This is a genomic window from Vibrio sp. MACH09 (assembly GCF_033238805.1).
Lineage (GTDB): Bacteria > Pseudomonadota > Gammaproteobacteria > Enterobacterales > Vibrionaceae > Vibrio.
Genome location: NZ_BSFZ01000002.1, coordinates 374,911 through 388,089 on the forward strand (window position 1 = coordinate 374,911; position 13,179 = coordinate 388,089).

14 protein-coding genes are annotated in these 13,179 nt (G+C 42.5%); 3 read left to right on the top strand and 11 right to left on the bottom strand.

What is annotated here, in order from left to right; all coding sequences use genetic code 11:
* Positions 1 to 4: 4 nt before the first annotated feature.
* The 7 genes from hpaD to hpaH form a co-directional block, all read right to left on the bottom strand.
* On the bottom strand, positions 5 to 859 hold the full coding sequence (gene hpaD / locus CHJ_RS16910; protein ID WP_171754395.1) for a 3,4-dihydroxyphenylacetate 2,3-dioxygenase: 855 nt from the start codon (positions 857 to 859) through the stop codon (positions 5 to 7).
* Between the two features lie 67 nt (positions 860 to 926).
* Complete coding sequence (locus CHJ_RS16915; RefSeq protein ID WP_171754396.1) at positions 927 to 1,325, bottom strand: 5-carboxymethyl-2-hydroxymuconate Delta-isomerase; 399 nt, start codon at positions 1,323 to 1,325, stop codon at positions 927 to 929.
* Positions 1,326 to 1,430: 105 nt separating this feature from the next.
* Positions 1,431 to 2,951: a 5-carboxymethyl-2-hydroxymuconate semialdehyde dehydrogenase gene (gene hpaE / locus CHJ_RS16920; protein WP_317918379.1), complete on the bottom strand. Its 1,521-nt coding sequence runs from the start codon at positions 2,949 to 2,951 to the stop codon at positions 1,431 to 1,433.
* A 107-nt stretch (positions 2,952 to 3,058) separates the two neighbouring features.
* Complete coding sequence (locus CHJ_RS16925; RefSeq protein WP_317918380.1) at positions 3,059 to 3,829, bottom strand: fumarylacetoacetate hydrolase family protein; 771 nt, start codon at positions 3,827 to 3,829, stop codon at positions 3,059 to 3,061.
* Positions 3,830 to 3,831: 2 nt separating this feature from the next.
* A complete protein-coding gene (locus tag CHJ_RS16930; protein WP_171754399.1) occupies positions 3,832 to 4,485 on the bottom strand; it encodes a fumarylacetoacetate hydrolase family protein in 654 nt (217 codons plus the stop codon).
* Between the two features lie 20 nt (positions 4,486 to 4,505).
* Positions 4,506 to 5,312: a 4-hydroxy-2-oxoheptanedioate aldolase gene (gene hpaI, locus CHJ_RS16935; protein ID WP_317918381.1), complete on the bottom strand. Its 807-nt coding sequence runs from the start codon at positions 5,310 to 5,312 to the stop codon at positions 4,506 to 4,508.
* 13 nt (positions 5,313 to 5,325) lie between these two features.
* The gene (gene hpaH / locus CHJ_RS16940) at positions 5,326 to 6,129 is read right to left on the bottom strand and encodes a 2-oxo-hept-4-ene-1,7-dioate hydratase (RefSeq protein ID WP_171754401.1); all 804 of its coding nucleotides are present in this window, start codon (positions 6,127 to 6,129) and stop codon (positions 5,326 to 5,328) included.
* Between the two features lie 443 nt (positions 6,130 to 6,572).
* Here hpaH and hpaC point away from each other — a divergent pair, with 443 nt between their 5' ends.
* On the top strand, positions 6,573 to 7,085 hold the full coding sequence (gene hpaC / locus CHJ_RS16945; RefSeq protein ID WP_317918382.1) for a 4-hydroxyphenylacetate 3-monooxygenase, reductase component: 513 nt from the start codon (positions 6,573 to 6,575) through the stop codon (positions 7,083 to 7,085).
* A gap of 191 nt (positions 7,086 to 7,276) precedes the next feature.
* Here the strand turns inward: hpaC and CHJ_RS16950 are convergent, their stop codons facing one another.
* From CHJ_RS16950 to aroG, 4 genes are all read right to left on the bottom strand, one after another.
* A complete protein-coding gene (locus CHJ_RS16950) occupies positions 7,277 to 8,350 on the bottom strand; it encodes an AarF/UbiB family protein (RefSeq protein WP_317918383.1) in 1,074 nt (357 codons plus the stop codon).
* Positions 8,351 to 8,534: 184 nt separating this feature from the next.
* The gene (locus CHJ_RS16955) at positions 8,535 to 9,086 is read right to left on the bottom strand and encodes a GNAT family N-acetyltransferase (RefSeq protein WP_317918384.1); all 552 of its coding nucleotides are present in this window, start codon (positions 9,084 to 9,086) and stop codon (positions 8,535 to 8,537) included.
* Positions 9,087 to 9,231: 145 nt separating this feature from the next.
* Positions 9,232 to 9,987: a hypothetical protein gene (locus CHJ_RS16960; protein ID WP_317918385.1), complete on the bottom strand. Its 756-nt coding sequence runs from the start codon at positions 9,985 to 9,987 to the stop codon at positions 9,232 to 9,234.
* A gap of 270 nt (positions 9,988 to 10,257) precedes the next feature.
* Positions 10,258 to 11,307, bottom strand: a complete 1,050-nt coding sequence (gene aroG, locus CHJ_RS16965) for a 3-deoxy-7-phosphoheptulonate synthase AroG (RefSeq protein ID WP_171754406.1) — start codon at positions 11,305 to 11,307, stop codon at positions 10,258 to 10,260.
* Positions 11,308 to 11,618: 311 nt separating this feature from the next.
* Here aroG and CHJ_RS16970 point away from each other — a divergent pair, with 311 nt between their 5' ends.
* Together CHJ_RS16970 and CHJ_RS16975 are read left to right on the top strand one after the other, a co-directional pair.
* Positions 11,619 to 12,350 carry an amino acid ABC transporter ATP-binding protein gene (locus tag CHJ_RS16970; protein ID WP_301338372.1) on the top strand — a complete coding sequence of 244 codons (732 nt, stop codon included), beginning with the start codon at positions 11,619 to 11,621 and terminating at the stop codon, positions 12,348 to 12,350.
* Positions 12,350 to 13,147 carry an amino acid ABC transporter permease gene (locus CHJ_RS16975; RefSeq protein WP_317918386.1) on the top strand — a complete coding sequence of 266 codons (798 nt, stop codon included), beginning with the start codon at positions 12,350 to 12,352 and terminating at the stop codon, positions 13,145 to 13,147. Before CHJ_RS16970 ends, CHJ_RS16975 begins: the two co-directional genes overlap by 1 nt.
* Positions 13,148 to 13,179 lie beyond the last annotated feature (32 nt).

The window sequence follows — 13,179 nt, forward strand, 5'->3', positions numbered from 1 at the left end:
GTGACTACAACACCTCAAACAGTACGTTAACTTGTCCTGTTCCCGAACTCGGGAAGTACTCACTTACAATTCGGCCTTTGCCTTTGTAGTTATCCCAACCAAGCGCTCCGAACAGCATAGCGGTATCATGCATTCCACCTTCACCATCACATTTATCCGCGTAATCAGGCAACATTTTAAGGAAAGTGTCGATATCGCCATTCTCCCACATCTCTAATACATGCAGATCCATCTGACGGTTGAACTCTTTAGAGATAGTGAACGTTCCGTTGTTGGCGGCGTAATCTTCGTTATCCCAAATACGGTGTGATAATGAACCAGAGGCCAATAGCATCACTCGACTATCACTGGCTTCTATTGCTTCACGAATGGCTTCACCCAACTTGCGTGACGACTCTAAGCTATGCACGGTACACATTGCCGCAACAGAGACCACTTTAAAGTGCTTATCTTCATTCATATAACGCATTGGAACCAAGGTTCCGTACTCAAGCTCTAAAGATTCCACTTGATGAGAAAGGGTAAACACCCCTTTTTCGGTCGCGATATCCGCAATCAAATCACCCAGTTTAGAATTACCTTCATACTCATAAGGTAAGTCCTTAATAAAATGAGGGAATTCGTTACTGGTAAATACCCCTTTAAAGTGCGCTTTAGAATTAATGTGGTAACCCGCATTCACTAGCCAGTGTGTATCTAATACCACAACCGTATCAACGTTATTGTCACGCGCCAATTGGGCGATCTCTTTATGGCCATTTATAGCGTGATCACGACAACCAAATAATTTCCCTGGCTGCTCCGACATAAGCATGGTCGGTACGTGCGTAATTTTTGCAGCAACAACAAGTTCACCCATCTTGTCTATCTCCCTGTTAAGTAAATCAAAGCCTCGTAAGCTCTAATTAAAATTCAATTAAATTCCGTTATTGGTTATTGGACAGTGCTTTCAGTTTTTCATGTATATTGTTTTTTTTGTAATTAAGTACGGGATGTAACTCGGTAAGCTCAAATCCAATACTTAAATAGCGGCTGGAAAAAATAGGCTGTAAAAAATCAGTAAACGCCTGAAAAATAGTATCTCCAGCTTGCTGTAATGTTTCGATTGGCCGCCCACTTCCCACTTTAGCGGTTAAATGAATAAAGCCATTTTCAGCAGCACCTTCAGCAACTCGAAAATGTTCACAGCGAATCGCACGGCTACGAATGCCCCCCAAAGGAAAAACACCTGTGGAGACTGCCGTGTCATTCAACACTTTCAGCAGTTGTGGAATATCCAACTGTTCTTCGATATTGGCAGAGTACTCAACGATAAAGTGTGGCATTCAAGTTCCTTTTGTTTATCTTGTTTTAATAAATCATCTGATGAGGTGGTGACTAAAACAGGGCCTCTTTAAACCACGTTTTAATCACCTTTAGCTAATCGCTAGTTATCGACCGAGTACGGGAACCGTGTGCGTATCAAAGGCGATACAAACATTCTTAGTTTCCATATAGAAATCGAAACTCCAGTCACCACCATCGCGGCCTACACCAGACATTTTCACACCACCAAATGGTGACGGAAGGTTACGGTTATTTTCTGAGTTAACCCAAACCATACCAGACTCAACAGCATGAGCCATACGCATAGAACGCCCGGTGTCTTTAGTCCAGATATAAGCGGCCAGGCCGTAATCGGTATCATTCGCCATCTGAATGGCTTCTTGCTCCGTGTCGAACGTTAACGCCGTTAGTACTGGGCCAAAAATTTCTTCACGAGCAATTCGCATACTATTATCTGCATCGGTGAATAGAGTTGGCGTTAGGTAATTACCATTGCCAAGTGTGGTAATTTTTTTGCCACCAACAGCAACCGTTGCGCCATCTTCAATCGCGGCATCAACATAACTCAAAACTTTGTTGTAGTGAGAGCTATGTACTAGCGGACCAACCTCTGTGGCTGGATCCAACGAATGCCCGACTTTAATATTGGCCACACGCTCTTTTAATGCAGCGATAAATTTGTCTTTAATACCCGATTGCACCAATAGTCGACTTGAACTGGTACAACGTTGACCGTTTAGGCTGTATATCATAAACACTACGGCATCGAGGGCGCGGTCAAAATCCGCGTCATCAAAGACGATTACCGGGTTTTTGCCACCCAGCTCAAAGTGAGAGCGCTTCAACGTATCGGCGGCTTGTTTTTGAATCATAGAGCCGGTAACCGTTTCACCAACAAACGCAATTGCTTTAATCGCTTTATGTTGCGTTAGCTCTTTACCTGCCACTTCACCAAAGCCGTTAACCATGTTCCAGACACCTGCTGGCAGTCCTGCTTCTTCTGCACACTCTGCTAGAATAGCCGCAGTTAGAGGGCTAAACTCAGCTGGCTTATGAACAATCGTACAACCTGACGCTAACGCCGGAGCTATCTTCCATGTCGATAGCATAAACGGCGTATTCCAAGGTGTAATAACCGCAACTGGCCCAATTGGAGTACGGACGGTAAAGTTAGTATGAGTATCTTGCTGCAGAGCTAAACCATTGCGAGCTTCTGGCGCTTTATCCGCGAAGAATCGAAAGTTAGCGGCGCCACGAACAGCGGCTTGGCGCATAAAACGCAGAGGCTGACCACAATCGGAAGACTCTACTAAAGCAATCTCTTCTGCTCTCGCTTCAATTTTGTCTGCCAGTTTATGCAAAATGGCTTTACGCTTTGCTCCATTCATTGCTGCCCATTCAGCTTGAGCAGCTTGTGCCGCATCACACGCAGCCGCCACATCTTCTTTGGTGGCTTTTACTACCATGCCTAACGATTGGCTATCAATAGGTGAAGTGTTATCAAAGGTTTCACCTTCTGTTCCTAGCGTCCACTCACCATTAATGTAATGACCGAGTGTTTTGTCCTTAAAGCGAGCTAAATAGGTAGCGGCTTTATCAATATTGTTTTGAAGTTCCTGACTCATAATTTCGTCCCTTTTAATCATTGACGCTAAGGTTATTTACGCTAAAGATATTGGCCTATCGTCGTTATATATTGTTTGAAGATCGGCCGAGGCCGATCGAACAGTGTCTAATAATTTGACCCGTAAAACTCTTGCTCCGAAACCATATGGGTTTCTAATGCCCCTATTTTTTCGATAGAGCAGACAACCACATCACCAGGCTGCATATCCTTGAGCCCTTTAGGTGTGCCGGTAGCAATCATGTCGCCGGGTTTAAGCGTCATCGTAGCGCTGAGATACTCAATCAAAAACGGAACATCAAAAATCATATCTGCGGTTGTGCCTTGCTGAGTCACTTCACCATTAACTGTCGTTTCCAGTTTCAGGTCGCTTATGTCGCCCACATCATCCTTGTCTATTAACCAAGGGCCAATTGGACATAATGAGTCGCGACTTTTTACTCTAAGGTTTGGTCGATAGTAATTTTCTAGGTAGTCTCGGATAGCAAAGTCATTACAAATGGTGTATCCCGCAACATAGTCCATCGCCTCTTCGCGAGGAATATCCTTTCCGTCTTTACCAATAACAGCAACCAACTCACACTCGTAATGCATAAATTCAATATCATCAGGACGATAGGAGTTTTGCTTGTGGCCCGTTAAAGTATTTGGCCCTTTAATAAACACTAACGGCTCAGTTGGTGGCGCAAAAGCCAGTTCTGAGGCATGGTCAGCATAGTTCAAACCCAGCGCAAATATGGTTCCCGGTTTTTCAATTGGTGAAAGCCAAGTGACTTGCTCTTCATTCAGTTTCTCGCCAGAGTCTGTTATTAATTCACCAGCTTGAGTCACTTCTACTTGATATACTGTCTCTTGAAAGAGTACGCGTGCTCTCTTCATTGTTACTCTCCCATTACCGAATTATTAAGTTGAACAAAACCACTCATCGTTGAACTGACACTATCACCTGCTTGCACTGGAATGCGTTCCCCAGGGAAGCCAACCGCGATAACATCTCCGGCCTCTAGGGTCATAATGGTCGAAATCAAACTGATAAGCTGTTCTACACTTCGGTGTAAATCTGTCACTTTTAGCGTGCGTTGCTGCTGGCCGTTAACAGAGGTCGTCACCTCTAAATCTTGCAAAGAAGAGATATCAGACATCGCCACTGGCTTTTGTGCCACAGGTGCAGAACCATCAAGACACTTCCCTTTAATATCCGGGCGGTAGTAGCTAGTTTCAGGTAACGAGAAATCGTGAACCAGAGATAAACCACCAATATACTCAACTGCGCTCTCTTCGCTAACACGGCAACACTGCTTACCAATAACCACAGCGATACTGGCTCCTACAACCAGTGATTGGCCATCTTTTGCTGGTGCAATCTTGGCCTCATCAGTAGACCACGTATTATGGGTTTTAAAATACAGTACCGGCTGCGTTGGCGGTTTGAGATACGGTTTTTCGTTGAATGTGCTGTCTAGCTGAGCAAGTTGGCTCGCATCATTGAGCGCGACACAAACAAGTTTACCTTTCACTATTTGGTTTGAACTCATTAGAAATCCTTTTATTTACATTAGTAGCCGCTTGATACAGGTTCATTACCTGTTGGCGTATTTTGATTTTTAACTTTTTGGATAAGTTGCTCTGCGCCCGTCCTTAGTAGCAGCGTATCGACACCTACCCCAATAAACTTGGTCCCAGTTTCAGCAAACTGCTGAGCGTTTTGCAAATTGAGCGAAAGAATGCCTGAGGCCTTTCCAGACTGCTTAATCACCTCCATCGCCCACTCAATTTTCGCCACCACTTCTGGATGGTCTGGGTTGCCAACGTGCCCCATAGCACCGGACAGATCGGATGGGCCGATAAACACCCCATCAACCCCATCTACAGCCACTATCTGTTCAAGGTTATCCATCGCTTCTAACGTTTCGACTTGAACTATCAAACAGATCTCATCATTGGCTTTTTGTAGATACTGCGGCACTTTGTTCCAGCGAGCGGCTCGGGCAAGAGAGCTGCCCATTCCACGAATACCTTCTGGCGGATAACGAACCGCAGAGACAAGTTCTTTCGCTTGATCTGCGCTATTAACCATAGGAACTAATAAGGTCTGAGCACCAACATCTAACAACCTTTTGATCAACGATATTGATCCATTCTCAGGACGAACAATAGGAGAAACCGGATAAGGCGCTAATGCTTGAAGGTGATGCAGAATCGTTTTCAACTCAAATGGTGCGTGCTCACCATCAATTAACAACCAATCAAATCCCGCCCCTGCGCATATTTCCGCGCAAGAGGTATCAGGTAAACCTAACCATAACCCCCACAGTGTTTCGTCATTTTGTAGGGCTTTTTTAAACGTGTTTTCTGGCAACATAACCTTTACCTACCTAGACAAACTTAACGGAAATGCCACCAAGCGGACCAAAATCAGCATGGATGGTGTCTCCTGCTTTCACAGGTACTGGGCGGGTAAATGAGCCAGACAGAATGACTTGACCCGGTTCTAGGCCGATATCATGGGGAGCAAAACGCTTACAGACCCAGCAGATACCATTTGCAGGGTTACCTAGCACACCTGCTGCTAAACCTGTCTCTTCAATCTGACCATTTAGGTACAACATGGCGCCAGCCCAACGCATATCAAAATCCATCGGTTTAATAGGGCGTCCGCCTACGATAATGCCGGCGTTAGCAGCGTTGTCTGCAATGGTGTCATAAACCTTACGGGTATAGCCGGATTCAGGGTCAGTACGGTGGCAGCGGGCAGCAATAAGCTCTAAAGAAGGGATGATGTAATCCGTGGCATTTAGAACGTCGAAGATCGTGACGTTTTCGCCTTTTAGCGGCGATTTAAGAACAAAGGCGAGTTCAACTTCAATACGGGGATCAAGAAAGTCACCAACTGGAATTTGAGCACCATCTTCAAAAAACATATCATCCAGCAATACGCCATAATCTGGTTGGTCAATATTAACCGCCATCTGCATGGCTCTAGAGGTCAAGCCAATTTTATATCCTCGAACTTTAGCACCTTCACTCTTCTTTCTTTCCACCCACTCACTCTGGATAGCGTATGCATCTTCCATGGTCATATCTGGGTGTTCAAGGGTCAGGGCAGGTATTTGGTAGCGCTCTTTCTCTGCTGTATACAATTTTTCTGCGGCTTTCTGAATCTGCTCTTGAGTAAGCATAGTTTGACCTTCCTTTGCCAATATTCTTATTCTTGTTACGACGATAAAATCGGCGCATATTAGTTAACATATTAAACATCTTAATTAACATCTTAACTAATTACTAGACAATTTTAGTCAACATTTACCCCATTCTCGCTACATTTTTTACTTAACCCAATGATTAACAAAGAATTTATTTTGGATTAATATTGAATTTTTGTTAACAAATATGCGCATTTGATCACATTTCATTATTTAATATAGCGACGGCCAGTTTTTTCTTTTTGTCCAACCCATGATCAAAAAAAACACTACAAACCCTGAAAACACTAAGCTCTTAGTAGTGAATACCCACAACAAATTCTATGAAAAGTGCAAGCTTTAGCTGATTTCGTCTATTTTCATTTATTGACTTAGCACAGAAAATTAACATCACATTAACCATGAAGGGACGGATAAGGATGTCTAATCAACCACTATTTCGAGATGCAATGTCAAATCTAGCGGCTGCAGTAAATATTGTGACCACGGGTGGCGATGCTGGGACAGTAGGATTAACGGCAACAGCAGTATGTTCAGTCACTGATACACCGGCTACTATCATGGTGTGCGTGAATCGCAACAGCGCATCAAATGAACTCATTAAATCCAACAAGCAGGTGTGCATTAATGTCTGCGCAGCAGAGCACCAACAATTATCGTTAGACTTTGCTGGTATGACAGATATGACGATGGAAGAGCGCTTTGCCAATCCGGTATGGCAAAAAAATCTGCACGGAGTGCCTGTATTATCGGGCTGCCTAGCAAGCTTAGAAGGCCGAGTAGCCGATATCTCTGAAGTAGGAACGCACAGTGTGTTCTTTGTCGAAGTTGACAATATTGTGGTCAACAAAGATAAAGATGCGCTCGTTTACTTCGCGAGAGAGTTTAAGAAAGTCGCTTGTGCCACACCAAAAGAAGAAGCATTGGTGTAATAGCAAGCTCATCAAATCAAATTTAGTAAGATCGTGTTGAGTGTATTGTCTTTTTTGCAGGTAAAAGGTCCCACTTTTACCTGCTTTTTTTGCCTAAAAAATGTCAAAAGTCGCACCAAAGCCAGAGCTTATTGGCCATCATTCACTGGCTATTGGTTTACAAGCGATATAGATTTGCAAGCAATATAGATTTACAAACAATATTGACGAGCTAGCTCTCTTTTTTGCCGATAATCATTCAATAGAGTCTCAGCACTCTTATTACGGTTACCATAGAAAAACGCACCGTTGTGACTAAGTAGTTCAAAATGATTCGCTAACAACTGTTCGACTACATCTATTCTCCTTAGCGTCAACGAAGTACAACTTTTTCCATGCAGGTCATCTTCGATATCCAGTACATGAGAACGAAAAGAGTCCAATAGAAACCATTTGTCTCGCTGCTGCTCACTACTTAGTGTCTCTTTACACTGTAAATAGATCATCTCAGCATGCTGTACCACGTCTCGATCAGCGTGATTGTTTTTAAGCCATGCCAACTTTTGTTCATAAACCATGCTCGCTTGCTCTTTTACCATTTGATAGATCATTTTCTGTTGCTGTTCACTTATAGGCTGAGTGAGCAACCAACCAAACAGAAATCGAGTTTCGAACCGTTCTAACAAATGAAAAATTGGATCAGCTAAACCGTTGCTATTTATCTCATGCAGAGGATCAAAACGGTACATATAGCCAAAATCAAACAACTTAATATCTCCACTGCGATCAACAAGAATATTGCCCGCACACAAATCCCATTCAAACAGCCCTTGCTGCTCACATGCCAGCAAAGTAGTAAACAGTTGAGCGATAGTGTTTTGGTTAAGTGAAGATATCTCCTCTCCTTCTATCCACGGAGATAAAATAATCCCTTGCCGATAGTTGGCGTAAATAGTGTCAACAATATGAACAAACTGATTAGATTGACGCTTCAAACGTTCGAAGTCGTTACGGCGTTGAACTTCATTCAGGAAAGAGTATTTTCCGTCAACATTCAAAACCTTAGATTCAGCACGCTTCTTCTTTAATGTAAATTCGTTGCCATCAATACTTAAATGGAAGATTTCTGCGGTAAGCCCGTGAGTATAAACGTGTTTAACATAGGGTGAGGCTTCAGTGATATTAATTAGCTGCTCGATAGGAAGTGGGCAAGATTGGCTATCCCCTACCACAATATTTTGTGAGCTCTGATCAAAATGTTGCTGTGCAGATTGTCGATGATTCATTGTCTATCCTTATTACCTAAGCATAAACTCAATCTACTCGCTTAACGATTAGCCGAAATCCCCCTTATAACAATTTATTAACGCGTAGGCTTAGGGAGGAGAGGCAGATGACATCCTGCGTATTGGCTTGCACGCTGTAGTTTCCCCTGCCTCACTCACTATATTAAACACCTTGGGGCAATGCTCACCGTTTGTGCTCTAGCCAATTCTTTTTGTGCATCGCGTAAATGGTATGGTCCACAATACGACCATGTAAGTTTTCCGCGTTGGTTATTGTACCTTCTAGACGCAGCCCTAATCGTTCACAGACAGCACGGCTGGCTTTATTTCCTTCAGCAGCCGATATCTGCACTTTTTCCATTGCTAACTGTTGAAAGGCCATATCTATCAATGCTGAAACCGATCGAGAAACAATACCCTTCCCTTGGTATTTGGATGCTATCCAGTAACCGATCTCTACCGATTGAACATCTTTGCGGATTGAATTAAAACTGATGTTCCCGACAACCTCGTCACAATACATCATGGCACAGGTGATGCTTTTACCGTCGGCATAGTCATGTAAAGAACGGCTGACAAAACCTCTAAAGTCCTCTTCAGTTTGGCAGTGTGGCGGCCACTGCAGCCATTCACTTAAATACTCAATATCATCAGCAACAAGCTTGGTATATTGGCAGGCAAATGAAGGCTCAACTAGCGCCAACTTTATCTCTTTATCTATCGTTATTGAAAACATGCAATACTCTTATTTTTATTATTTAGGGCATCATATTGCATAATAAATATCAGACAATCAAATACTATTTAAGACAGAAAACAACTCATTAAAAAGCTACCCTAAAGGTAGCTTTTTAATTCGAGTGATAGGTAATACTTCTAATTTATACTTTCGGGAAATAATAACTTCTCACAAAGAATAAAGAACCATCAGGATTTTCTCTCAAGGCTAGATAAAAGTAAAAGGGACTATTCCCTCGAGTAAAAGGAAAGATGATCACTTTATAATTATTTGCATCATAATCTGGATCATTACAATTGCTAACAACAACATTAGTTGCACTAGAGTAGTATCCATTATCTGTTAATTGTCCATTAAAAATACAATTATTACTATCGGTAATAGTAAATTGTCCATCTTCTTCAAAATCCCATGATTTAGTGTTGCCAGATTCGCTGATGTTTATAGACTTTCCATACATATAGGACACAGTGAAAGGTGCTTGGTTCTTGCTCATAAAGAAGGTTAAGATTTGACCCGAAATATTTGTTCCCGCAACAGTGACTTGGTTATTGTTAAAACGGGCCTCCATTTTTTTTGTTGCGTCGTATTTAAGTTGTCCAGTCTGATTAGTGTAGTATAACCCTTCTCCAATATAGCGGTCAGCAGATGCCGTCCCTTTCTCTACAAGATATAGTTCTTTGTTTGCATTGTCATACAGTACCGCTGGCCAATCTTTTCTCTCAGCATCAATAAGCATTACCGTATTATCCACATCACTCGTATAAACACCATTTTTGACTACACGGGCTCCTGAATTTCCGCTATCACTACCGCTACCGCTACCGCCATCACCACCACCACCGCAGCCTACTAACGACACTAAAGATAACGCTGCTGAATATAACCATACTCTCATAAATACCCCTTAATATAATATTTTTGAGAGAACAGTATTCAATATTAATAATTAATAATTGAATATCATATTCAACTATTAACATGGCAATTATGATAACTAATTATATTAGTTAATATTAAATTACAGTCAGCAATAAGTACTGTATTTTTATAGGGATGACTTAGATAAATAACATTTTAAAGATGCTGAGAGATATAAAAAAGACCCCCAATAATTGGAGTGGCCAACTATTGGGGGTCAGTTCGTAAAGAAGGTTTTTATTATGAATTAAGCACGACGGGCAGAGACCGCATCGGCTAATTGACGCAATACTTTTTCTGTATCACCCCAACCAATACAAGCGTCGGTAATAGACTGGCCGTAGCAAGCAGCTTTGCCGTCCACCAAATCTTGTCTACCTTCAACAAGATGCGACTCAATCATCACACCAAATATTGCGCTGTCACCTGACGAGATCTGTTGGCAAACATCATCCGACACCACCATTTGGCGACGATAGTCTTTAGCACTGTTTGCGTGGCTAAAATCGATCATCACTTTTTGGCCTAAACCTGACGCTTCTAACTGAGACTTAATCGTTGCGACATGCTCTGCACTATAATTTGGCTCTTTACCGCCCCGCAGAATAATATGGCAATCAGGGTTTCCGCCTGTTTCTACAATCGCAGAGTGCCCATACTTAGTGACCGATAAAAAGTGGTGTGAGGCGCTGGCACTACGGATTGCATCTGTGGCGATTTTGATGTTGCCATCCGTTCCGTTTTTAAAGCCTACAGGACAAGATAAGCCAGAAGACAATTCACGATGCACCTGAGATTCCGTAGTTCGCGCACCGATCGCTCCCCAGCTAATTAAGTCCGCCACATACTGAGGGGTAATCATATCTAAGAACTCACTGGCGGTTGGCATTCCCATATCCGTCAAGTCCAACAAAAGCTTACGACCAATTCTCAAGCCATCATTCAATTTGTAGGTGTCGTTCATATACGGGTCATTTATCAGCCCTTTCCAACCAACGGTCGTACGTGGTTTTTCAAAGTAGACTCGCATGACAATTTCTAGGCGATCACCCAGTTCATCTCTTAATACTTTTAACTTCTTTCCATACTCCAACGCTGCCTCAGGATCATGAATGGAACAGGGTCCAATAACAACGAGCAAACGATCATCTTTGTCTTGCAAAATATTATGAATCGCCTTTCGAGCTTGGTAAGTGGTTGAGGCTGCGGTTTCTGTCGCGGCATACTTTTCCAAAACGGCCACCGGCGGGAGTAACTCTTTAACTCTATTAATTCTTACATCATCAGTTTGATACATAACTGCACTTCTTCCTGTATTACATCGTACTCACGCTATACTCGATTTATCACTAGTAAGTAATCTATCGGTATGCAGGGCCTTTAATTTCATCATTCATGTAACTTATCTATTAAAAATGAGAACTTCAACCAGTTTTTTGCACAAAATTCAATATTAATGCTATTTTTACACTTTTCACGCTTTGTAAAATATATTTTACAGTTGTTTTTTCTTATGACTATAAACTGCATGAATTTAAGGTGAATTCTGCATTTTGGTTAAATTTATGTATATACTTAGCAATAAATACAAAAAAGAATGAGTTAGTTTTGACCCAAAACCAATCATTGGCCATTGAGTTTGAGAATGTAGACAAGTGGTTTGATAACTTTCAGGCTTTATCGGATATTAAGTTATCTGTTCATGAAGGCGAGATCTTGGTTATCTGCGGCCCATCAGGCTCGGGGAAATCCACATTAATTCGTTGTATCAATGGGTTAGAAGCAATTAACTCAGGTAAACTGACGGTTCTTGAAAAACAAAATTTGTCTCAACAACAGGGCAAAGTCGGTATGGTTTTTCAACACTTCAACCTTTTCCCGCACCTCACTGTTTTACAGAATCTCACGCTTGCTCCAATGAGAACGTTGAAGCTGTCAAAACAACAAGCTGAAGAGCGCGCACTCCATTTTTTAAATCGGGTTCATATTGCTGATCAAGCGGAAAAGTTCCCTGTGCAATTATCTGGCGGCCAACAGCAGCGAGTCGCGATAGCACGTTCACTGTGTATGATGCCTAGTATTATGCTGTTTGATGAACCAACATCCGCACTGGATCCTGAGATGATTAATGAAGTACTGGATGTGATGGTTGAATTGGCTCAAGATGGTATGACCATGGTGTGTGTGACTCATGAAATGGGGTTTGCTAAAAAAGTCGCCGATCGCGTTGTTTTTATGGATGAAGGAGAAATCATTGAGGTTGCACCACCAGAAACACTATTTTCATCACCTCAAAATCAACGCACACAAGCCTTCTTAAAACAAATTCTGAGCCATTAATGCTGACAACTATTATCAAGCCCACGCTTTCTGCTATCGTGCAAATACTGTTATTGCTCGCAGGGCTCAGCTGGTTGCTGGACAGTGGCGCAGACGCAATGGGATATCGTTGGCAATGGCATCGTATTCCCGATTACTTATGGTTCTATGAAGACCAACAGTGGTGGCCGGCAGAATTATTAGAAGGGCTTCTAGTAACAATTAAGATCTCCATGTTAAGCCTTGCGGCCACATTAATTTTAGGCTTGATTACCGCGCTGCTTAGGTTGTCTAACTCGATTGTTGGCCGCTTTCTAGCCCGTAGCTATATCGAGATCATTCGCAATACGCCTTTGTTGGTTCAAATATACCTCCTTTATTTCGTATTTGGCCCCGTGATAGGGCTAGACCGTTTCGCAACGGCAGTATTGGCTTTGGCTATTTTTCAGGGAGCCTATACCGCGGAAGTCTTTCGGGCAGGCTTAAACAGCATTGATAAGGGGCAGTTTGAAGCGGCAAGTACACTGGGGCTTTCTCGCTTCTTTACTTACCGCGACATTATTTTGCCGCAGGTTATTCAGAAAACGCTGCCCCCTCTTACTAATGAAGCCGTATCGCTGGTAAAAAACTCGTCTATCGTGAGCGTTATGGCGATATTTGATTTAACGACAGAGGGACGAAATATCGTCTCTGAAACCGCTATGCCATTCGAAATATGGTTCACTGTAGCGGCAATTTATTTGCTACTAACCCTTTCACTATCAGGGTTAGCGGCTTATATGGAGCACAAACTAGGCTCTCAGTGGCGCAGCCGCTAGTACCGTGAGTCGAGAGAAAAACTATATGGAGA